This window comes from Paractinoplanes ferrugineus (assembly GCF_016862195.1).
Classification (GTDB): Bacteria; Actinomycetota; Actinomycetes; order Mycobacteriales; family Micromonosporaceae; genus Actinoplanes; species Actinoplanes ferrugineus.
Window position 1 is genome coordinate 41,866 of sequence record NZ_BOMM01000004.1, and the last position, 19,808, is coordinate 61,673.

Consider the following 19,808-nt stretch of genomic DNA (forward strand, 5'->3'; position numbering starts at 1 on the left):
CAATGGGCAACAGCGAAGTCACGTACAACCGGATCGCGATGCTGCGCGCCGAGCGCGGCATCTCGCGGCGGCAGCTCGCCGACGCCCTGGGGGTGCACTACCAGACGGTGGGCTACCTGGAGCGCGGCGAGTTCAGCCCGAGCCTGCACCTGGCGCTGCGGATCTGTGCGTACTTCGAGGTGCCGGTCGAGGTGGTCTTCTCGCTCGACCCGTTCCCGCGGCTGGGCGCGGAGTCGAACAGCGCGGCCCGACCGGCGTAGATTTCGGGGAAGACCTCTAGAGATGGGGATTTTTCCGTGCGTTTCGCCCGCTTTGTTCATGCTGGTGGAGTTTCGTTCGGCGTCGTCGAGGGCGCCGAGGGCGAGGGCCAGACGATCGCCGAGATCGACTCGATTCCGTTCGCCAACGTCAAGTTCACCGGTCAGCGCTGGGCGCTCGCCGACGTCCGGCTGCTCGCCCCGATCTTCGCGAGCAAAGTGATCGGAGTCGGCCGCAACTACGCCGATCACGCCGCCGAGCTCGGCAACGAGGTGCCCAAAGAACCGCTGATCTTCCTGAAGCCGTCCACCTCGGTGATCGGCCCCAACGACGCCATCCGGCTGCCACCGCAGTCGAAGCGGGTCGAGGAAGAGGCCGAACTCGCCGTCGTGATCGGCGCGAGCGGCGCCCGCCGGGTCGACCGGGCCGGCGCCGAGGCGGCCATCTTCGGCTACACCATCGGCAACGACGTCACCGCCCGCGACCTGCAGCGCAGTGACCCGCAGTGGACCCGGGCCAAGGGCTTCGACTCGTTCTGCCCGATCGGCCCGTGGATCGTCACCGACCTCGACGTGAGCGACGTGGAGATCCGCTGCGAGGTCGGCCGCGGCCCGGACAGCATGGAGATGCGCCAGATCGGCCGCACCAAGGACATGGTGTTCGACATCCCCACCCTGGTGTCGTACGTGTCGCACGTGATGACCCTGCTGCCCGGCGACATCATCCTCACCGGCACCCCGGCCGGCGTCAGCGAACTCGCCGCCGGCGACACCTGCTCGATCTCCATCCAGGGCATCGGCGAACTGCGCAACCCGGTGGTCTCACTGGAATAGCGCCACCGCCGCCGCCCACGTGAGGTCGTTCGCCGCCCGGTACGCCCGGGCCACCTCCTCGGTGGTCAGGGCGAGCCGGGCGTTCTTCTCGGCAGCGTCCCGGTCGCGTACCTCATCCGGGGTGAAGATCGCCGAACCGAGGGTCGACCGCTCCCGTTCGGCGACCGCCAGCAGCGTCAGCGCCAGCTCCGGTTCCGCCAACTGGGCGAGCCCCTCGACGGCGTCCAGCTGACCCTCGGTGATGCCCAGCCCGGTGTAGATCGCCAGCGACTCCCGCAGGTAACCGCCCGCCGCCTCGACGTGACCCCGGCGGCGGGCCACGATGCCGAGGTTCGCCAACGCGGCGGCCTCGCCCCGCTTCTCGCCGATCGCCCGGAACGCCCCGAGGGCCCGCTCGAACAGCGGCCCGGCCTCGTCCAGGCGATCCAGGCAGCGCAGCGTCCCGGCGGTGTTGTTCAGCCCGGCCGCGATCATCCGGGCATCGTCGGCCGCCTCGGCCCGGTCCAGCGCCTCGCGGCCGTACGCCAGCGACGCGGCGAAGTCACCCTGGCCCTGGGCCGTGATCAGCAGATTGTTCAGCGCGGCCAGCACCCCGGCGCGGTCGTCGAGTTGCCGGAACGTCGCCAGGCACTCCTCGCCCAGCCGCCGCGCCTCGGTCAGGTCACCGCTGTTGCGGGCCAGCGCGGCCGCCGCCCGCAGCGCCTTCCCCCGGGCGGCCGACGGCTCCACCGACCGGGCGAGCCCGTGCCGCAGCCAACCCCGCCCCTCGGCCATCCGCCCGGTGATCCACCAGTACCACCACATGGCGGCGGCCAGCGTCAATGCGTCGTCCTCCGCGCCGTCGGTCAGGGACCACTCCAGCGCGGCCAGGATGCTCGGGTGCGCGGCGTCCATCTCGGCCAGCCAGGCGGTGTGCGCGGGGCCGTCGGGCGGGGGCGGAGCAGCGAGCCGATCGAGCCAGAGACCGGTGAAGCGGGACCGGGCGGGATCGCCGGCTCCGAGGCGCTCCGCCGCGTACTCCCGGATCGTCTCGGTCAACCGATAACGCGAACCGTCCCACTCCACCATCGAGCGGTCGGTGAGCCGGGCGAGCGCGTCGAGCGCATCGGACCCGTGCACCGCGGTCGCGGCGGCCGGGTCGAACGGGCCGGCGAAGAGGCTGAGCCGGTCCAGCAGCCGCCGCTGGGCCGGATCGAGCAGGTCGTAACCCCAGTCGATGGCCGCCCGCATGGTGCGATGGCGTTCCACCGGGGAAGCGCCCACCAGAAGGTCGAGCCGGGCCAGGGCCTCGGTGAGCGGCAGCGATCGCAGCCGCGCGGCCGCCAGCTCCAGGGCCAGCGGCAGGCCGTCGAGCCGGCGGCACAGCGCGGCGGCCTGCTCCCGCTCGGCCGCGCGCAGCCCGCTGCCGCCGCGGGCCGCGCTCACCCGCTCGGCGAACAACCGCATCGCATCAGCCGAGCTCAGACCGGACAGCGGCCACACCGCCTCACCGGTCACACCCAGCGGTTCCCGGCTCGTTGCCAGGACCCGCAACCCCGGCACGGCCCCGATCAGCTCGTCCACCGTCGCCGCGGCCGCCGCCCGCAGGTGCTCACAGTTGTCCACCACGAGCAGCGCCCGGCCGTCCCCGAGGTGCCGGGCCAGTGCCTCGATCGGGGTGCCGCCGGGCTCGTCGCGCACCCCGGCCGCGGCCGCGAACCGGGTGGCGTCGGCCGACGCGTAACCGGCCAGCTCGACCACGACCACGGTGTCGTACTCGGCGGCGACCTCGCGAGCCAGCTCGTAGGCGAACCGGGTCTTTCCGCAGCCACCCGCGCCGGTCACGGTCAGCAGCCGGGTCTCGCCGGCCAGCCTGTGCGCGCGGTCCAGCTCGGCGCGCCGGCCGATGAACCGGCTGCGTGATCCGGGCAGCCGGGGCGCGGGGCGATCCAGCGTCGGGTCCCGCCGCCGGATTCCCGCGGCCAGAGCCACGAGAACCGGTCCGGCTTGCATGCCGTACGACCGGAGCACCGTGACCGCCCGATCGAACACCGCCAGCGCCTCGGTCGAGCGCCCGGCCCGGTGCAACCCCAGCATCAGGCGCTCGACCAGTGGCTCGGACGCCGGATCGGTCGTCACCCAGGCGCTCAGCTCGGCCAGCACCGGGCGCCCGGCGGCCACCTCGCGGTCGGCCCAGTCGCGGCGGGCCGACCACAGCAACTCGGTGAGCCGGGCCGCGGCCGCCTCGACGATCGGGCCGGTGCCGCCACCCTCGTACGCCGGTCCGCGCCACAGCCGGAGATCGCCGCTCGCCTCGAACTCGGCCGCGTCCAGCTCGCCGGGGCGCACGGCGTAACCGGCGGCGGTCGAGAGCAGCCGGTCGCCGACGACCCGGCGCAGCGCGGACGCGTGCACCTGCAGGGCCGGCCCGGCGGTCGGCGGCGCCCCCTCCGGCCACAACTCGGCGATCAGTCGCTCGGCTGACAGCACCCGGCCGTCCGCCGCGATCAGCGCCGCCAGCAGGGCACGCGGCCGGGGAGCCAGGGCCGCGGCGGTTCCGTCGGCCGTCCTCACCCGCACCGGGCCCAGCACCTCGAAGCGCATCGCTCTCCGTCTTAAGCGTTTGTTTGGCGGCCGCCTCCACGCTAGCGGGCGCACAACAGCGAGAGCAGGGGGCGAAAAGGCATGACCAAGGGGACTCGGCTCGCGATTGCGGGCTGTCTGCTGGCGATGACGGCGGCGTGCGGGAACGACGGCACGGCCGCGGCCGGCGGCGGGGGAGCGGCGGACACCGGGCCGGTGGCGGGATCGCCGGTCATCGAGATCACTGTGGACGTGACCGGCGACGTGACGGTCAAGGGCAGCACGACCGCGCTGGCGGCCACCAACAACGGCGTCGACTACACCAGCTGCGAGCAGTACGCCAACGGCGAGGACGGCAGCAACGGCAACAAGTACTTCGTCCTGCCCAAGTTTCTCAGCGGCCCGATCAGCGGCAAACAGGTGTTCGTCGGCGCCATGGTCAAGGGCTACCACGGCCCGGCCGGCTACCGGGCCAACCAGATGACCGACGCCGGCTCGCCGCCCGGGGTCAGCTTCGACGGCAACCTGTACTTCATGGGCGAGGACTCGGGTGCGTCCGTCACCGTCGACGGCAACGGCGGCGGCCACTGGGACTTCACGTCGCTGTCCGTGCAGAACGCCGATGGAACCCGGACCAACGGCAAGCTGGCCGGCAGCGTCACCTGGACCTGCAAGAATCCCTGACCGGAAGAGGGGGTTCGAGGTGAAGATCCTGGTAACCGGAGCTACCACGAACATCGGCCGGATGGTCGTGGACGAACTGCTGGCCCTCGGTGCGGGCGACGTGCGCGCGCTGACCATCGACCCGGAGCGGGCCGCCCTGCCGCCCCAGGTCGAGGTCGCACGCGGGTTCCTCGGGCGGCCGTCGACGCTGCCCGCCGCGTACGCCGGGGTGGATGTGCTCTACCTCGCGCCCCACCTGCCGACCGCGACCGAGGCGTGCCGGCTGGCCGCAGAGGCCGGTATCGGGCGCATCGTCGACCTGGCCGGCCCCAAGGGCGCGCACTGGCAGGGCATCGAGGACGCGGTCGAGGCATCCGGGCTGCCGTTCACCCACCTCGAGCCGGGCGAGTTCATGGCCAACTCGGCGATCTGGAGCCGGCAGATCCGGGCCGGCGACGAGGTACGTGATGGGCACGGCGATGCCGCCAACGCCCCGATCGCGCAGGAGGACATCGCCGCGGTCGCCGCCCGCGCCCTGCTCGACAACTCGCTCGCCGGGCGGTCGCTCGAGCTGACCGGGCCGGAAAGCCTCTCCCGGCGCCGCAAAGTGGAGATCATCGGTGCGGCGCTCGGCCGTGAGCTTCGTTACGTCGAGTTGCCCCGCGACGAGGCGATCGCCGAGCTGTCGAAAGACATGGGTGAGCACGCCGCCTGGTACCTGGACGGCCAGGCGGCCTTCGTCGACCACCCCCAGCAAGCCGTCGCCACGGTCGCCGAAATCGCGGGCCGACCTGCGACGACGTTCCTCACGTGGGTGCGCGCGAACGCCTCTCTGTTCCAAGACCCGTAACCCGATTTGGTTGGCCCGGGGTGGTCGGGTAGAGTTCCTTCTCGGCGCGGGAAACCGGGCCAATGGGGTATGGGGTAATTGGCAGCCCGACTGATTCTGGTTCAGTTAGTCTAGGTTCGAGTCCTGGTACCCCAGCGCTACCGCTCCTGCGAAGGAGGGTGGAGCTGGACTTCTGATAGAGTTCGGCCCGCCACTCACGCGGAAGCGGAAGTGAAATAGCAAGTCCTGGCCCCGTCGTCTAGCGGCCTAGGACGCCGCCCTCTCAAGGCGGTAGCGAGGGTTCGAATCCCTTCGGGGCTACATTCGCAGGTGAGCCCTGCCAGCACACCACGCTGGCAGGGCTCATTTCGTATTTCTGCCGGGGGGCCGAGCCCCCCGAGCCCCCCACGGTGTGAAGGTTGCGCTGGGTGGTGGGCGAGCGCATGGGCGAGCGTGGCGGGTGGGGCGAGCGGGGCCGGTGGGGCGAGCGGGGCCGGTGGGGCGAGCGGGGCGGGTGGGGCGTGGCGACTTTGTCGGATTCGCCGGGGGGCTGGGACCGCGTCGGGCCACGGACCGGGCCGGGAGCGACGCACCAACTAGAACGCCGCCTGCGAGCTTTCGCGATTGTGGGACCGGTGGGCGGTGAGCTCGGAGGCGCCTTGCCGGGTGCAAGGTTGCGGGTCTGGGTCGAGGCGGTTGGGTGCGCCGGCAAGCCTCGGGGAGCGCCGTGTCGCCTGGATACAGACCACGGTGGATGAGCCGGGGAAGTGCGGGGCGCACCCGGGGTGGGCCGAGGGTGGGTGCCGGACTTGGCGGCGCCATCCACTGTGCCCCGCCTCGCGGCGGGGCTGTCGGTTACGCGGTCACAGCCCGGAAAGACGCTGACCCGCGCGCACCACGGCCATCGCGTGGCGTTCGCCGGGACGGCGGCCCAGCCGCTCGATCGGACCGCTTATCGAGATCGAGGCGATCACCCGGCCGGTGCGGTCGCGGATCGGGGCGGAGACGCTTGCCACGCCGGCCTCGCGCTCGGCGACGCTCTGCGCCCAGCCGCGCCGGCGCACCTCGGCGAGTGTGCGGCCGGTGAACTTGCAGCGGGGCAGCAGCGGCATGACTGCCTCCGGCGGCTCCCAGGCAAGCAGGATCTGAGCGGCCGAACCGGCTGTCATCGGCAGCACCGACCCGACCGGCACGGTGTCCCGCAGACCGCTCGCGCGCTCGGCCGCGGCGACGCATATACGTTCGTCGGCACGACGCAAGTAAAGCTGTGCACTTTCCCCGGTGGCGTCCCGCAATGCGGAAATCAGGGGCTCGGCGGCGGTCAGCAGAACGTCCGGTGCGGCGTTCGCCAGCTCGCCCAGACGGGGGCCTGGGCGCCAGCGTCCCTGGGTGTCCCGGACCAGCATCCGGTGAATCTCCAAGGCCTGGGCCAGGCGATGTGCGGTTGCGCGCGGCAGTTTCGTGCGATCGACCAACTCGGCCAGGCTCGCGCCGTCAACACACGCCGCGAGAATGACGACCGCCTTGTCGAGAACGCCGACACCGCTCATACTGTGTCCCACAGACCGAAACATACCTCCCAGACTTTAGGATGTCCAGATGGTGGGAGTCACGCCGAGGACCTTGGCGGAGAAGGTGTGGGACGACCACGTCGTCCGTTCCGCCGAGGGCGAGCCCGATCTGCTGTTCATCGACCTGCATCTGTTGCACGAGGTGACGAGCCCGCAGGCCTTCGACGGCCTGCGGCTGGCCGGCCGCCCGGTGCGCCGCACCGACCTCACTCTCGCGACCGAGGATCACAACACCCCGACCGGGTATGACGACCCCTCGTTCAACACCAAGCGCGGCGAGCTCTTCACGATCGTCGACACCGTGTCCCGCACGCAGATCGAGACCCTGCGCAAGAACTGCGCCGAGTTCGGTGTGCAGATCCGCCCCCTCGGCGACGTCAACCAGGGCATCGTGCACGTCATCGGCCCGCAGCTGGGCCTGACCCAGCCCGGCCTGACCATCGTGTGCGGAGACTCGCACACCGCCACCCACGGCGCGTTCGGCGCGCTGGCCTTCGGCATCGGCACCAGCGAGGTCGAGCACGTGCTCGCGACCCAGACCCTGCCGCAGGCCAAGCCGAAGACGATGGCCGTGACCGTGGTCGGCGAGCTGCAGCCCGGCGTCAGCGCCAAGGACCTGATCCTCGCGCTCATCACGCAGACCGGCACCGGCGGCGGCAACGGCCACATCGTCGAATACCGCGGCGAGGCCATCCGCAAGCTCTCCATGGAGGGCCGGATGACCATCTGCAACATGAGCATCGAGTGGGGTGCCAAGGCCGGGATGATCGCGCCCGACGAGACCACGTTCGCCTACCTGGAGGGCCGCGAGCACGCGCCCAAGGGCGAGGCGTGGGACGAGGCCGTGGCTTACTGGAAGACCCTCCCCACCGACGAGGGCGCCGAGTTCGACACCGAGATCATCCTGGATGCCTCGGCGGTCAGCCCGTTCATCACCTGGGGCACCAACCCGGGCCAGGGCGCGGCCCTCGACGGCGTCGTGCCCGACCCCGACGAGTTCATCGAGGAGACCGACCGCGGCGCGGCCCGGCGGGCCCTGGAATACATGGACCTGACGCCCGGCACCCCGTTCCGCGAGGTTCCGGTCGACGTGGTCTTCGTCGGGTCCTGCACCAACGGTCGCCTGGAAGACCTGCGGGCCGCCGCCGACGTGCTGCGCGGCCACAAGGTGCACGACAACGTCCGCATGATGATCGTGCCGGGTTCCTACCAGGTGCGCGAGGCGGCCGAGGCCGAGGGCCTCGACAAGGTCTTCACCGAGGCGGGTGCCGAGTGGCGGTTCGCCGGCTGTTCCATGTGTCTGGGCATGAACCCCGACACGCTCAGCCCCGGCCAGCGCGCCGCCTCCACCTCAAACCGCAACTTCGAGGGCCGGCAGGGCAAGGGCGGGCGTACCCACCTGGTCTCCCCGCAGGTGGCCGCCGCTACCGCCGTCGTGGGCCGCCTCGCCGCGCCCGCGGACCTGTGACAGGAGTTTCCCGATGGACAAGTTCGTGACCCACAGCGGCAAGGTCATGCCGCTGCGCCGCTCCGATGTGGACACCGACCAGATCATTCCGGCGGTCTATCTCAAGCGCGTGACCCGCACCGGCTTCGAGGACGGTCTGTTCAGCGCCTGGCGCGACGACGCCTCGTTCGTGCTCAACAATCCGGCGCACGCCGGCGCCACGATCCTGGTCGCCGGCCCCAACTTCGGCACCGGATCGTCGCGCCAGCACGCGGTTTGGGCGTTGCGCGACTGGGGCTTCAAGGTGGTCATCGCCTCCCGCTTCGGCGACATCTTCCGCGGTAACGCCTTGAAAGAGGGACTGCTGCCGGTCCAGCTCGACCAGAAAGCCATCGAGGCCCTCTGGGAGGTGGCCGACAGCGAGCCGGAGAAGCAGATCACGGTGGACCTGGCGGCCCGTCAGGTGCGCGTGGACGACGCTTCCTGGTCGTTCCCGATCGACGATTTCAGCCGGTGGCGCCTGATGGAAGGCCTCGACGACATCGGACTGACGCTGCGGCACGCCGACTCGATCACCGAGTTCGAGAAGCGTCGGCCCACTTTCAAGCCGGCCGTCGCCTGAGGGCGAAAAGGCTGTCAGTACACGGAATTTCGCCCCCATCGGATCACCGGTGGGGGCGAATTCGTTGCAACACAAGGGTTTTTTTCGACCGAATGTTTGTGTCTGCTGGTCAGAGGGCATACGGTGCGCGCAGAATGGCTCGCATTGGGCCAGTTGTTTCGTTCGGGAGGAAACCGTGAACAAGGCCGAGCTCATCGAGGCGCTCGCCGCCCGACTCGGAGACCGTAAGACTGCGACGGCCGCGCTCGACGCAGTCATCGCCGAGGTCGAAAACGCCGTCACCAAGGGCGACAAGGTCGCGATCACCGGCTTCGGCTCCTTCGAGAAGCGCGTGCGTAATGCGCGTACCGCTCGTAATCCGAGGACCGGCGAAGCGGTGAAAGTGAAGAAAACATCGGTGCCCGCGTTCCGGCCCGGTACCGCTTTCCGGGAGATGGTCGCGAGCGGAAAGGCCGCCAAGGCGGCCGCCCCCGCGAAGAAGACGACCGCGGCCAAGGCCACGACCGCCACCAAGGCGGCTCCGGCCAAGGCGGCCACCAAGACGGCGGCCACCAAGGCAGCGCCGTCGAAGGCGACCGCCACCAAGGCGGCGCCGGCCAAGTCGGCGGCCACCAAGGCGACGGCGGCGAAGGCGACGGCCACCAAGGCCACCACCGCCACCAAGGCCACCGCGGCCAAGAAGACCGCGGCGACCAAGGCGGCACCGGCCAAGAAGACGGCCACCGCCACCAAGGCGACCACCGCCAGCAAGGCCACCGCGGCCAAGAAGACCGCGGCGACCCCGGCCGCGGCCACCAAGGCGGCACCGGCCAAGAAGGCGAACACCGCCACCAAGGCCACCGCGGCCAAGACGACCGCGGCGGCGACCAAGGCGGCACCGGCCAAGAAGGCGGCGCCAGCGACCAAGACGGCGGCGGCCAAGAAGACCTCCGCCCGTAAGACCACGTCGGCGGCCGCCAGCACCCCGGCCCGTTCCCGGGCCACTTCGGCCACTCGCAAGACCCGCTGACGCGCTTCTGAACGCCGCGTGAGGCGTCCACCCGTACGGTGGACGCCTTTCGTGTGTTCCGGCGCGGAAACGCCGCTGAGGCCTACCGTCCGGGGCATGGAGCGCAGAGCGATGCCCCGGGGGCTCGTCAGCCGGTCGCTGATCGCCGCGGTGCTGTTCGCGGTCGCCGTCGTGCCCGGGTGGACGCTCGGCGACCTCTGCGAGGAATGGACCGGCAACGGGCTGCTCGACTGGCTGGTCACGAGCGCCTGGTGCGGCCTGGCCGTACGCGTACTGGCGCCGTGGGTGTCCTACCGCGCGCGTGACGGCTGGCTGGGCGCGATCCCGTTGTACGGCTTCTATCTCACCTGTGTGCTCAGCTGGCGGGTGGCCTATCTGCCGTTCCGGGACTGGGAACCGCGCCCGGACGAGCTTTCCCGGGCCCGCTGGCTCACCGGCGGCCAGCTCGGCCTGTGGCGGGCGGACCAGCTGCCCGCCCGCCGTCCGGTCACAGCCGGGACGCGTCCAACAGCCGGTCCCCGGACCAGGTGAGCAACCAGGCCGCGCCCTTCGCCGTCTTGTAGGGCGCCGGGTCGGACTCGTCGTGCAGGGCGGCCAGCATCGCCGGCATCACCTTGCCCTGCGAGCAGATGACCGGCACGCCACCGGGACGCAGCTCGAGCATCCGCTGTGCGCCCACCTTCGCCTTGGCGGGCGCGTCGTCGGCGTCGGCCGGCTCGGCGAACGCGCCGTCCTGCACGATCGGCAGGCCGCCCAGTCGCGCGGACAGCGGTTCGAGGGTCTGCTTGCAACGCAGCGGGGTGGCCGTGATGAGCCGTTCCGGCTTCAACAGGGCCAGCACCACGGCCATCCGCTCGGCGTCCGCCCGGCCCTGCTCGTCGATCGGGCGCAACGCGTCGTTGCCCTTCCAGGCCTTGCGCTCACCGGCGTGCGCGTGCCGCACCAGACCGGCCACCGCGGTGATCGGCGGCAGCCCGGCCACGTGTTCCAGGATGCGCCGCTCGTCGGCGTAGCTGACCCGTTCGGCCGCCTGGGCCGGCGGCAGCCAGGCCAGCTCGTCGACCTCGTCGGTGTCCTGCACGGGGCCGCCGTCGGTGGCCCGCATCAGCCAGTAGTCGACCGTCTTGGGCCGGCCGTCCGGCAACTCGTAGTCGACGGTGGGCAGCCGCAACTCGGGCACGCCCGTCCAGCCGGTCTCCTCGGCCACCTCGCGCACGGCGCCGGCCAGCGGGTGCTCGTCGTCGTCGAGTTTGCCCTTGGGCAGCGCCCAGTCGTCGTAACGAGGCCGGTGCACGAGGCAGACCTCGATGGTGCCGTCGCCGTCGCGGCGGTGCAGAACACCGCCGGCGGCCTGTACCGCATGTGTCATCAGGCTGCTTTACCGGTTACTCGTCGCAGGAGGGCTTCCTGCAGGTGGATGTGGGCTTCGCCGGGACCGTACGGGCGGCGGTGCCAGGTGCCGTCGCCGGCCAGGTCCCAGCCCTCGCTCTCGTCGCTCATCGACAGTTCGAGGACGTGCCGCAGATCGCGCTGGGCCGACGGCAGGGTGACCCGCACCAGCGCCTCGACCCGGCGGTCCAGGTTGCGGTGCATCAGGTCGGCCGAACCGATCCAGTATTCCGCGTCGTCGCCGGGGCCGAACCGGAACACCCGCGAGTGCTCCAGGAACCGGCCGACGATCGAGCGCACCCGGATGTTGTCGGACAGCCCCGGCACGCCCGGTCGCAGCGCGCACATGCCCCGGATGATCAGGTCGATCCGTACGCCGTCCTGCGAGGCGCGGTAGAGCGCGTCGATCGTCTCCTCGTCGACCAGCGAGTTGACTTTGAACTGCACCAGGGCCTCGCCGCCGGCCCGGGCGATCTCGGCCTGCCGCCGGATGCGGTCGATCAGGCCGGAGCGCACGCCGTGCGGCGCCACCAGCAGGCGGCGGAAGGAACGCTGCCGGCTGTAGCCGGTGAGCACGTTGAACAGATCGGTGACGTCGGCACCGACCTCGGGGTCGGCGGTCAGCATGCCGAAGTCCTCGTAGAGCCGGGCGGTCTTCGGGTGGTAGTTGCCGGTGCCGATGTGGCAGTACCGCCGGATCTGGTTGCCCTCCTGCCGTACCACCAGAGCGGTTTTGCAGTGGGTCTTGAGACCGACCAGGCCGTAGACGACGTGGCAGCCGGCGCGCTCCAGAGTGCGGGCCCAGGCGATGTTGGCCACCTCGTCGAACCGGGCCTTCACCTCGACCAGCACCACCACCTGCTTGCCCGCGGCGGCCGCGTCCACCAACGCGTCGACGATCGGCGAGTCACCTGAGGTGCGGTAGAGCGTCTGCTTGATGGCCAGCACGTTGGGGTCGGCCGCGGCCTGCTCGATGAAGCGCTGGACGCTCGTCGAGAACGAGTGGTAGGGGTGGTGGACCAGGATGTCGCTCTCCCGCAGCCGGTTGAAGACGCTGCGCGGGACCTCGCCGTCGGCGAGCTGCGGGTGGGTGGACGGCACGAACGGCCGGTCCTTGAGGTCGTCGCGGTCGCACTCGCCGAACACCTGCCAGAGCGAGGACAGGTCGAGCAGGCCGGGCACCCGAAGCACGCCCTGGCTGTCCATGTCGAGCTCGCGGACCAGGGTGTCGAGGACGTGGTCGCTGATCGACGCGGCCACCTCGAGGCGGACCGGCGGGCCGAGCCGGCGCTGGGCCAGCTCCCGCTCGAGCGCCTGGAGCAGGTCCTCGTCGCGGTCCTCGTCGACCTCGAGTTCGGCGTTGCGAGTCACCCGGAACAGGTGCCATTCCTGGATCTGCATGCCGGAGAACAGCTGGTCGAGGTGGACCGCGATGAGTTCCTCGACGGGCAGGAAACGCACCCCGCGGCTGTCGTTCTGCACGACCACGAAACGCGGCACATTGTTCGGCACCTTGATCCGGGCGAACAGCTCGGACGCGCCGCCGTCCGGCTCACGCAGGACGACGGCCAAGTTCAAGGACCGGCTCGAGATGTACGGGAACGGGTGCGCCGGGTCGACCGCGAGCGGTGTCAGCACCGGGAAGACCTGCTCCCGGAAGTACGTACGCAGGCGCTCCTTCTCGGCCGGCCCCAGCTCGCCCCAGCTGACCAGCTCGATCCCCTCGGCGGAGAGCTTGGGCCGGACCTCGTCGGCGAAGCAGGCGGCGTGCCGGGTGACCAGGTCGGCCGCGCGCTGGCTGATCATCTCGAGCTGGCTGCGCAGCGAGATCCGATCGCCGCCCCGCATCGGCAGCCCGGCACTCAGCCGCCGCTTCAGCCCGGCCACCCGCACCATGTAGAACTCGTCGAGGTTGCTGGCGAAGATGGCCAGGAACTTGGCCCGCTCCAGCAGCGGGGTGCCCGGGTCCTCGGCCAGCGCGAGCACCCGCGCGTTGAAGTCGAGCCAGGACAGCTCACGGTTGAGGAAGCGATCCTCGGGCAGCTCGGGAGCGCTCTCCGACTCGAAAGGCGTCGCCTCCACCGGCTTGTCCTCGGTCAGTTCCGGCACGATCTGCTCCAAGTCGGTCGGGCCGGCCGGAGCAGGAACTGCATCCTCGCCCAGGGGGAGAAAGCGGCCGTTCGGGCCGCGCCGGCGGGTTTCGGGGATCCGGGGCGGGGTTTGCATCGGTCCATCATCGCGGTTTCCAGGGAAACGTGAAACGAACTACAACTTGATCAACTCAACCGATTCCGGGAATGGTGACCCGGCGCACAACCCCCGACGGATCGGTGTCGATATCCACCCGCTGCCCGAGACGGAGCAGGCGTAAACCCGACCGATCGAACGCGACCGAATCGAACGCCAGCTCAGCACCGTTGTCGAGGAGCAGCCGGCCGCTGCGGGTGTCGGGGTCGAAGGTCGCGATCGTGCCCTGCATGAGTTGCACGCTACCGGGTCTAGGCGGCCGGGACGCAGCTCACCGTGAGTCCAAGGTCACGCAGCAGGTCACAGGTGTGCCGACCGGCGCCCAGGGCGAGCACCCGCTGCAGGTCGGCCGGGGTGTCGACGTCCTGCCGCAGGCCCGGCCAGGCGCCGTCGAGAGCCCGCGCGCCGGACGCCGCGTGCGCCACCGCCGAGCCGAGACCGAAACGCGGGTCGAGCGGCTCACCCGGGCCGGCCGCCAGCAGAACCGTTCCGGTGCCGGCCGCGTCGGCCACGAAGCTTCGCCGCTCGGCCCGGCCCAACGCCTCGTCGAGCTGCTCCGGGTGCAACGCCGGCAGGTCGCCGGCCAGCACCGCGCGGAACCGGGTCAGCCCGGCGACCTCGTCGGCGCCGAACCGCATCGCCGCGTTCAACTCGGCGGCCGGGGTGTCCGGCACCACGCGGGCGCCCAGCTCGCCGACCGCGGCCGCGGCCTCCGGGTCGTCGGTCACCACGATCAGCTCGGCCACCGCCTCGGCCGTCAGCACCGCCGAGGCCGTGTCGCGCACCATGGCCAGCACCAGCTCGGCGTGCCGTGCCGGGGGCACCGCGCCACGCAGCCGGCTCTTCGCCGCGCTCAGCCGCTTGACGGGGATCACAGCCGTCCAGTCCCGCACCATGCGGCCAAGTCTGCCAGCGGCGACCGGACCGGCCCCTGCCTGGTACCGCAGCCCGCGAGCAGGCATGATTCGTCCGAGGTATGGGACCGCGGTGGGGACACGCCGTGGCTAGGGCAGGAGGGGCCGTGGCTCGGCGCAAGCTGGGATTCTGGCGACGGTTCGTGGCGGTGGTGCTCTGCATCCCGGTCCTGAAGGTGTGGACCAAGCGGACGTGGCTCGCGATGGAGAACATCCCGCCGTCGGGCGGCATCATCGTGGTGCCGAACCACGTGTCGCACTTCGATCCGCTGGTGGTGGCCCACTACATCTACGGTGCCGGCCGCTGGCCGCGTTTTCTGGGCAAGGCGAGCCTGTGGCGGGTGCCGGTGATGGGGTCGTTGCTGCGCAAGGTCCAGCAGATCCCGGTCGAACGCGGCAGTGTGGATGCGGTGAAATCGCTCGACGTGCTGATCGACGCACTCCACCAGGGCGGTGTCGTGGTGATCTACCCCGAGGGCACCACCACCAAGGACCCCGACCTGTGGCCGATGCGCGGCAAGACCGGCGCCGCCCGGCTGGCCCTGGTCACCGGGGCGCCGGTGATCCCGCTGGCCAACTGGGGCGCCGAGCGCATCTTCGATCCCCGTACCGGCAGGCTCAGCCTCCGGCCCCGCGTCCCGGTGACGGTCACCTCCGGAAAGCCGATCGACCTCACCCGGTGGGCGGGCGCCACCCCCGGCCGGGCCGTCCTCGACGAGATGACCGAGCACATCATGCTCGAGGTCCAGCGACTGCTCGGCGAGCTGCGCGGCGAGGAACCACCGGCCGGACTCTACGAAAGGCCGGGCAAGCGGGCCGGCGCGGCGGGTGAGGCGTGATGGGCCGCGCGACCGTGCTCGGCTCCGGCGCCTGGGGCACCGCCTTCGCCAAGATGCTCGCCGAGGCCGGCAGTGACGTGACCATCTGGGCGCGGCGGGAGACCGTCGCGGCCGAGATCCGCGAGCGGCACATGAACGAGGGCGCGCTGCCCTCGATCAAGCTGCCCAAGGAGATCAACGCCACCAGTGACCTGGCCGCCGCGCTCGACGGCTCGTCGCTGATCGCCATCGCCGTGCCGTCCCAGACGCTGCGCGGCAACCTCGCCGAGTGGGCCGGCCACTTCGCCCCCGGCTCGACCCTGATCTCGCTGATGAAGGGGATCGAGCTCGGCACCACCAAGCGGATGAGCCAGGTCATCGTGGAGACCGCGAAGGTCGACGCCGATCGGGTGGTGGTCGTCTCCGGCCCCAACCTGGCCCCCGAGATCGCCGCCGAGCAGCCCGCCGCGACGGTGGTGGCGGGCACCGACGCCGACCGCTGCCGGGCCGTCCAGCAGGCCATCGCGCTGCCCTACATCCGTCCGTACACGAGCGAGGACGTGATCGGCTGCGAGATGGGCGGCGCGGTCAAGAACGTCATCGCCCTGGCGTACGGGATGACGATCGCGATGGGCCTCGGCGACAACACCCGGGCCTCGCTGATCACCCGCGGTCTCGCCGAGACCGCCCGGCTGGGCGTGGCCCTCGGCGCCGACCCGCTCACCTTCGCCGGCCTGGCCGGCCTCGGCGACCTGGTCGCGACGTGTTCATCGCCACTGTCGCGCAACCGCACCTTCGGCGAGCAACTGGGCATGGGCAAGACTCTCGAAGAGGCACAGACCGCCGCGCGGCAGACCGCCGAGGGCGTCAAGAGCTGCCTGGCGATCCGCGATCTCGCCCGTACGGCCGGCGTCGAGATGCCGATCACCGAGCAGGTCGAACGGGTCTGCCACGAGGGCGGTGACCCGCGGGTCGCCGTACGCATGTTGATGGGACGGGAGATCAAGCCGGAGTGAGTTACTCGGACGGAACTCGTGTGGTGCACGCCGGACTCCCCGCCAAACCGGTGGTCGGTGAGCCGTTCCTGCCCGGTCCGGTGTTCGCCGCGCCGTTCCATCTCGACCCGGCCACCGGCCCCGGCGAGAACGACTACGCCCGCACCCAGCACCCGACCCGCCGGGCCCTGGAGGCGGCGATCGGTGAGCTCGAGGGCGCGCCCACGCTGGCCTTCGCGAGCGGCCAGGCGGCGATCACCGCGCTGCTGCTCGCGGTGCTGCGGCCGGGCGACACGGTGGCGCTGCCCGCCGACGGCTACTTCACGGTCCGGGCCTTCGCCGAGGGAACCCTCCGGGAGCTCGGCGTTTCCACCCTGCTGGTGCCGACCGCCGGGCCCTGGCCCGACTTCTCCGGGGTGCGCCTGGCGCTGCTCGAGACGCCCGCCAATCCCGGTCTGGACGTCTGCGACATCCGGGCCGTCGCCGCCCTCGCCCACGAGGCCGGGGCCCTGGTGGCGGTGGACAACACCACGGCCACGCCGCTCGGGCAGAACCCGCTCGCCCTCGGCGCCGACGTGGTGGTCGCCTCCGGCACCAAAGCGCTGACCGGCCACTCCGACGTGCTGCTCGGCTATGTGGCAAGCGGCGACGACGCGCTGCTCGGCAAGGTGGAGACGTGGCGCAAGCAGACCGGCGCGGTGCCGGGTGCGTTCGACTGCTGGCTGGCCCACCGCTCGATGGCCACCCTGGACCTGCGGCTGGCCCGGCAGACGGCGAACGCGGCGGCGGTCTCGGCAATGCTGGCGGCCCGGACCGACGTGTCCGGGGTGCGCTGGCCGGGGCTCGAGACTGATCCGTCGTACCCGATCGCCGCCGCGCAGATGCGGCGCATTCCCGGCGTGGTCTCGTTCGATCTCGGCTCGGCCGAGCGGGTGGCGCGGTTCCTCACCGCGGCGTCGCTGGTCTTCGCGGCCACCTCGTTCGGCGGCGTGCACACGTCGGCCGACCGGCGGGCGCAGTGGGGCGACGCCACCCCGCCCGGCTTCGTGCGGCTGTCCTGCGGCATCGAGGACCCGGCCGACCTGGTCGCGGACCTCGCGGCGGCGCTCGACCTCTGATCTCGGGCCGTGACGTTAACATCGGGCCGGTGACGTGGGACAGCTTCTCCGGTGACGAGGTCGCGGCACTGACGACGGGCGAGAGCTTCTTCGCCGCACCGGGTGAGCGGGTCTGTCCCGCATGCGGCGAGCGCCGGCTCCGGGCGTACGTGAACAGTCCGGCCAACGCCCGGCGGCCGACCCTCGTCAGTTATGTCTGGTGTTCCGGCTGCCGCAAGTTCGTCGGGACCCGGGCCAAACACCCGGCCGGGCTCGTCTTCTCCGATCCGCTGGCTCTGCTCGACGCCGCCGACCGCCGCGCGCTGGAGCGCAGCCTGGTGGGCTTCCTCGCGCACCTCGACCGGCTCTGGGACGAGGGCGTCCTCCCGCAGACCTTCGCCGCCTGATCCGTCCCGCGGGGTTGCCTTCCCGGCCGCCCAGGTTCTATGGTTCGTTACATGAGTAGTGAACCGCAGAACTAGGGAGGGTTCGGTGTTCGACGACCGCAGCCCGATCTATCTGCAGATCGCCGACGGCATCAAGAACGACGTCCTGAGCGGTGCCCTCAAGGAGGACGAACAGGTCATGTCCACCAACCAATACGCGGCGTTCTATCGGATCAACCCGGCCACGGCGGCCAAGGGCTTCGCCCAGCTCGTCGACGAGGGCGTGCTCTACAAGAAGCGCGGGATCGGCATGTTCGTCAGCCCCGACGCCCGCGACAAGCTGCGGGCGGCCCGCCGGGAGCGGTTCTTCACCGAGGTCGTCGACCCGATGCTGGCCGAGGCGAAACGGGTCGGCATCGGCGTCGACGAGATCGTCCGGCACCTCGGCGGCGCCCGATGATCGAGCTGCGCGATGTGACAGTGCGCTTCGGCTCGACGGTCGCCGTCGACGACGTGCGCCTCGACCTGCCGACCGGCAAGATCTACGGCCTGCTCGGGCGCAACGGCTCCGGCAAGACGAGCCTGCTCAGTGCCCTCGCCTCATACCGCCGCCCGACCGCCGGCACGGTCCGGTTCGACGGCGTCGACGCGTTCGAAAACCCGGCCGTGATGCGGCACACGTGCTTCATCCGCGACACCCTCGACGTCAGCGACTCCGAGCGGGTGCGCGCGGTGCTCCGCGTCGCCGGATGGATGCGTCCGGGTTGGGACGCTGATTACGCCGCCCGCCTGGCCGACCTGTTCGAGCTCGACCCGAGCAAGCGCGTGTCGGCGCTGTCCCGGGGCCGGCGGTCCGCCCTCGGCGTCGTGCTCGGCCTCGCCTCGCGGGCGCCGCTGACCATCCTCGACGAGACCTACCTCGGGATGGACGCGGTGGCGCGCGCCGACTTCTATCGCGAGCTCCTCGCCGACTACCTGGCCCACCCGCGCACCATCATCCTGTCCACCCACCTCATCGAGGAGGTCGCCGATCTCTTGGAGCGGGTCGTCATCCTCGACCGGGGCCGGGTTCTGCTCCACGCGGAGGCCGACGAGCTGCGCGGCCGTGGCATCAAGGTGACCGGCCCGGACACCGTGGTCGCTGACTTCGCCGCCGGGCACCACGTGCTGGCCGAGCAGAGCCTCGGCGGGGTGCGTGCGGTGACTCTCGACTGGCGGCCCGCACCGGACGACGTGGCGCGGGGCGAGGCGGCCGGGCTCACTTTCGGCCCGGTCGGCATCCAGGACCTGTTCGTCCACCTCACGTCACCGTCGCAGCGGCTGGAGGCCCTCCGATGAGCGCGCACCACCTTCTGTTCCGGGTCTACCGGCCGATCATCATCGTGTTCACGGCGATCCTTCTCACCTCCGACCTCGTCGTGACGACCCTGGTCGTCGTCGGCACCGGCCACATCGGCTTCAGCATGTGGATCGTGCTGGCCGGCTATGCCGCGAAATATTGGCTGCTGGTCGTCGGCATCATGTTGGTGGTCATGCAGTTGCGCCAGTTCGTGGCCAATGGCGGCACCCGGCACGAGTTCCTGGCCGGCGCCGCGGTGTTCGGCCTGATCGTGACGGCCGGCTTCGCCGCTGTCGTGACGATCGGCCACGGTGTGGAGAGCATGGTGCTGGGCGCCGGTGACTGGCGCGGTGACGGTTATCCGACGCTGCCACTCGATGGCATGCTCGGCCAGTTCGGTCAGTTGTTCCCCGAGTCGCTGGCCTACCTGATGTCGGGGGCCATGATCGCGGCCGGGTTCTACCGCTGGCGCCCCCTGATCGGCTTGGTCGTGATGGTCGGCGGGGCGATCCCGGCGGCGGTGGCCGACGGCCTGCTCGGTGTCGACGAGTTCGGCCATGTCGCAGCTCGGCTGCCCTATCCGGTGGCGCTGGCCTTGTCGCTGGCGGCCACCGCACTGGTGGGCTTGGCGCTGCGCCGGGCGATCAGCGACGTCCCGATAAAGCGCACGGCCGGCTGATCTCATTCGCCCGCACTCGGCCGAACGGCCGAGGTTGGCTCCGGCATCCCTGACGAAGGACGGATGGTCCGTCGGGTAGCTTCCGCGCAGGATCACTCTGGCCGTGTCTTGCACAGGCAAGCCATGCTGCTTTCACAGGGAAGCGAAAGG

The 19,808-nt window shown here is 71.1% G+C and carries 21 protein-coding genes and 2 tRNA genes; 17 read left to right on the top strand and 6 right to left on the bottom strand.

Going from position 1 to position 19,808, the window contains the following annotated elements:
• The first annotated feature begins 2 nt into the window (after nucleotides 1-2).
• Nucleotides 3-260, top strand: a complete 258-nt coding sequence (locus Afe05nite_RS04455; protein WP_203815671.1) for a helix-turn-helix transcriptional regulator — start codon at nucleotides 3-5, stop codon at nucleotides 258-260.
• A gap of 36 nt (nucleotides 261-296) precedes the next feature.
• Nucleotides 297-1,091, top strand: coding sequence for a fumarylacetoacetate hydrolase family protein (locus tag Afe05nite_RS04460; protein ID WP_203815672.1), 795 nt, complete (start codon nucleotides 297-299; stop codon nucleotides 1,089-1,091).
• Here the strand turns inward: Afe05nite_RS04460 and Afe05nite_RS04465 are convergent.
• Nucleotides 1,080-3,674 carry an ATP-binding protein gene (locus Afe05nite_RS04465; protein ID WP_203815673.1) on the bottom strand — a complete coding sequence of 865 codons (2,595 nt, stop codon included), beginning with the start codon at nucleotides 3,672-3,674 and terminating at the stop codon, nucleotides 1,080-1,082. The genes Afe05nite_RS04460 and Afe05nite_RS04465 overlap by 12 nt on opposite strands.
• A gap of 81 nt (nucleotides 3,675-3,755) precedes the next feature.
• On the opposite strand from Afe05nite_RS04465, the gene Afe05nite_RS04470 reads away from it, so the two are divergent.
• The 4 genes from Afe05nite_RS04470 to Afe05nite_RS04485 all read left to right on the top strand — a co-directional run bounded on the left by Afe05nite_RS04470 (nucleotide 3,756) and on the right by Afe05nite_RS04485 (nucleotide 5,466).
• Nucleotides 3,756-4,337: a hypothetical protein gene (locus Afe05nite_RS04470; RefSeq protein ID WP_203815674.1), complete on the top strand. Its 582-nt coding sequence runs from the start codon at nucleotides 3,756-3,758 to the stop codon at nucleotides 4,335-4,337.
• A 19-nt stretch (nucleotides 4,338-4,356) separates the two neighbouring features.
• Nucleotides 4,357-5,166, top strand: a complete 810-nt coding sequence (locus Afe05nite_RS04475; protein WP_203815675.1) for an NAD(P)H-binding protein — start codon at nucleotides 4,357-4,359, stop codon at nucleotides 5,164-5,166.
• Between the two features lie 63 nt (nucleotides 5,167-5,229).
• Nucleotides 5,230-5,301 (top strand) — tRNA-Gln (locus Afe05nite_RS04480).
• 92 nt (nucleotides 5,302-5,393) lie between these two features.
• A tRNA-Glu gene (locus Afe05nite_RS04485) sits at nucleotides 5,394-5,466 on the top strand.
• A gap of 542 nt (nucleotides 5,467-6,008) precedes the next feature.
• On the opposite strand, the gene Afe05nite_RS04490 is transcribed toward Afe05nite_RS04485, so the two are convergent.
• Nucleotides 6,009-6,695: an IclR family transcriptional regulator gene (locus Afe05nite_RS04490; RefSeq protein ID WP_203815676.1), complete on the bottom strand. Its 687-nt coding sequence runs from the start codon at nucleotides 6,693-6,695 to the stop codon at nucleotides 6,009-6,011.
• A gap of 49 nt (nucleotides 6,696-6,744) precedes the next feature.
• Between Afe05nite_RS04490 and leuC the strand changes: the two genes are divergently transcribed.
• From leuC to Afe05nite_RS04510, 4 genes are all read left to right on the top strand, one after another.
• Nucleotides 6,745-8,184: a 3-isopropylmalate dehydratase large subunit gene (gene leuC / locus Afe05nite_RS04495; RefSeq protein ID WP_203815677.1), complete on the top strand. Its 1,440-nt coding sequence runs from the start codon at nucleotides 6,745-6,747 to the stop codon at nucleotides 8,182-8,184.
• 13 nt (nucleotides 8,185-8,197) lie between these two features.
• On the top strand, nucleotides 8,198-8,785 hold the full coding sequence (gene leuD, locus Afe05nite_RS04500) for a 3-isopropylmalate dehydratase small subunit (protein WP_203815678.1): 588 nt from the start codon (nucleotides 8,198-8,200) through the stop codon (nucleotides 8,783-8,785).
• A 175-nt stretch (nucleotides 8,786-8,960) separates the two neighbouring features.
• Nucleotides 8,961-9,794 (top strand): HU family DNA-binding protein, encoded by an 834-nt coding sequence (locus Afe05nite_RS04505; RefSeq protein WP_203815679.1) that lies wholly within the window; start codon nucleotides 8,961-8,963, stop codon nucleotides 9,792-9,794.
• 96 nt (nucleotides 9,795-9,890) lie between these two features.
• Entirely contained in the window at nucleotides 9,891-10,325 is a 435-nt protein-coding gene (locus tag Afe05nite_RS04510) for a hypothetical protein (RefSeq protein WP_203815680.1), read from the top strand.
• Here the strand turns inward: Afe05nite_RS04510 and Afe05nite_RS04515 are convergent.
• Genes Afe05nite_RS04515 through cofC form a run of 4 tightly spaced genes read right to left on the bottom strand, consistent with a single transcriptional unit; the run spans nucleotide 10,282 to nucleotide 14,326 of the window.
• Nucleotides 10,282-11,163 carry an NUDIX hydrolase gene (locus tag Afe05nite_RS04515; protein WP_203815681.1) on the bottom strand — a complete coding sequence of 294 codons (882 nt, stop codon included), beginning with the start codon at nucleotides 11,161-11,163 and terminating at the stop codon, nucleotides 10,282-10,284. The genes Afe05nite_RS04510 and Afe05nite_RS04515 overlap by 44 nt on opposite strands.
• Complete coding sequence (locus Afe05nite_RS04520) at nucleotides 11,163-13,409, bottom strand: RNA degradosome polyphosphate kinase (RefSeq protein ID WP_203815682.1); 2,247 nt, start codon at nucleotides 13,407-13,409, stop codon at nucleotides 11,163-11,165. The genes Afe05nite_RS04515 and Afe05nite_RS04520 overlap by 1 nt, the downstream gene beginning before the upstream one ends.
• 55 nt (nucleotides 13,410-13,464) lie before the next feature.
• A complete protein-coding gene (locus Afe05nite_RS04525; protein ID WP_203815683.1) occupies nucleotides 13,465-13,662 on the bottom strand; it encodes a cold-shock protein in 198 nt (65 codons plus the stop codon).
• A gap of 19 nt (nucleotides 13,663-13,681) precedes the next feature.
• A complete protein-coding gene (cofC, locus tag Afe05nite_RS04530; RefSeq protein ID WP_203815684.1) occupies nucleotides 13,682-14,326 on the bottom strand; it encodes a 2-phospho-L-lactate guanylyltransferase in 645 nt (214 codons plus the stop codon).
• A gap of 125 nt (nucleotides 14,327-14,451) precedes the next feature.
• On the opposite strand from cofC, the gene Afe05nite_RS04535 reads away from it, so the two are divergent.
• The 7 genes from Afe05nite_RS04535 (at nucleotide 14,452) to Afe05nite_RS04565 (ending at nucleotide 19,658) form a co-directional block, all read left to right on the top strand.
• Nucleotides 14,452-15,183, top strand: a complete 732-nt coding sequence (locus tag Afe05nite_RS04535) for a lysophospholipid acyltransferase family protein (RefSeq protein ID WP_203815685.1) — start codon at nucleotides 14,452-14,454, stop codon at nucleotides 15,181-15,183.
• Nucleotides 15,180-16,178, top strand: coding sequence for an NAD(P)H-dependent glycerol-3-phosphate dehydrogenase (locus Afe05nite_RS04540; RefSeq protein WP_438867574.1), 999 nt, complete (start codon nucleotides 15,180-15,182; stop codon nucleotides 16,176-16,178). The genes Afe05nite_RS04535 and Afe05nite_RS04540 overlap by 4 nt, the downstream gene beginning before the upstream one ends.
• Complete coding sequence (locus tag Afe05nite_RS04545; protein WP_203815687.1) at nucleotides 16,175-17,275, top strand: cystathionine gamma-lyase; 1,101 nt, start codon at nucleotides 16,175-16,177, stop codon at nucleotides 17,273-17,275. The genes Afe05nite_RS04540 and Afe05nite_RS04545 overlap by 4 nt, the downstream gene beginning before the upstream one ends.
• Before the next feature lie 29 nt (nucleotides 17,276-17,304).
• Nucleotides 17,305-17,661, top strand: coding sequence for a hypothetical protein (locus tag Afe05nite_RS04550; RefSeq protein WP_203815688.1), 357 nt, complete (start codon nucleotides 17,305-17,307; stop codon nucleotides 17,659-17,661).
• Between the two features lie 85 nt (nucleotides 17,662-17,746).
• Complete coding sequence (locus Afe05nite_RS04555) at nucleotides 17,747-18,100, top strand: GntR family transcriptional regulator (RefSeq protein ID WP_203815689.1); 354 nt, start codon at nucleotides 17,747-17,749, stop codon at nucleotides 18,098-18,100.
• Between the two features lie 14 nt (nucleotides 18,101-18,114).
• Complete coding sequence (locus tag Afe05nite_RS04560) at nucleotides 18,115-18,978, top strand: ATP-binding cassette domain-containing protein (RefSeq protein ID WP_239117549.1); 864 nt, start codon at nucleotides 18,115-18,117, stop codon at nucleotides 18,976-18,978.
• The gene (locus Afe05nite_RS04565) at nucleotides 18,975-19,658 is read left to right on the top strand and encodes a hypothetical protein (RefSeq protein ID WP_203815691.1); all 684 of its coding nucleotides are present in this window, start codon (nucleotides 18,975-18,977) and stop codon (nucleotides 19,656-19,658) included. Before Afe05nite_RS04560 ends, Afe05nite_RS04565 begins: the two co-directional genes overlap by 4 nt.
• The last annotated feature ends 150 nt before the right edge of the window (nucleotides 19,659-19,808 follow it).

What these genes read in the sequence shown, in the direction of transcription:
- Afe05nite_RS04565 (WP_203815691.1), top strand. Translation starts at nt 18,975, where the DNA reads ATGAGCGCGCACCACCTTCTGTTCCGGGTCTACCGGCCGATCATCATC.
- Afe05nite_RS04455 (WP_203815671.1), top strand. Translation starts at nt 3, where the DNA reads ATGGGCAACAGCGAAGTCACGTACAACCGGATCGCGATGCTGCGCGCC.
- Afe05nite_RS04515 (WP_203815681.1), bottom strand. Translation starts at nt 11,163, where the DNA reads ATGACACATGCGGTACAGGCCGCCGGCGGTGTTCTGCACCGCCGCGAC.
- Afe05nite_RS04470 (WP_203815674.1), top strand. Translation starts at nt 3,756, where the DNA reads ATGACCAAGGGGACTCGGCTCGCGATTGCGGGCTGTCTGCTGGCGATG.
- leuD (WP_203815678.1), top strand. Translation starts at nt 8,198, where the DNA reads ATGGACAAGTTCGTGACCCACAGCGGCAAGGTCATGCCGCTGCGCCGC.
- leuC (WP_203815677.1), top strand. Translation starts at nt 6,745, where the DNA reads ATGGTGGGAGTCACGCCGAGGACCTTGGCGGAGAAGGTGTGGGACGAC.
- Afe05nite_RS04525 (WP_203815683.1), bottom strand. Translation starts at nt 13,662, where the DNA reads ATGCAGGGCACGATCGCGACCTTCGACCCCGACACCCGCAGCGGCCGG.
- Afe05nite_RS04465 (WP_203815673.1), bottom strand. Translation starts at nt 3,674, where the DNA reads ATGCGCTTCGAGGTGCTGGGCCCGGTGCGGGTGAGGACGGCCGACGGA.
- Afe05nite_RS04510 (WP_203815680.1), top strand. Translation starts at nt 9,891, where the DNA reads ATGGAGCGCAGAGCGATGCCCCGGGGGCTCGTCAGCCGGTCGCTGATC.
- cofC (WP_203815684.1), bottom strand. Translation starts at nt 14,326, where the DNA reads ATGGTGCGGGACTGGACGGCTGTGATCCCCGTCAAGCGGCTGAGCGCG.
- Afe05nite_RS04520 (WP_203815682.1), bottom strand. Translation starts at nt 13,409, where the DNA reads ATGCAAACCCCGCCCCGGATCCCCGAAACCCGCCGGCGCGGCCCGAAC.
- Afe05nite_RS04490 (WP_203815676.1), bottom strand. Translation starts at nt 6,695, where the DNA reads ATGAGCGGTGTCGGCGTTCTCGACAAGGCGGTCGTCATTCTCGCGGCG.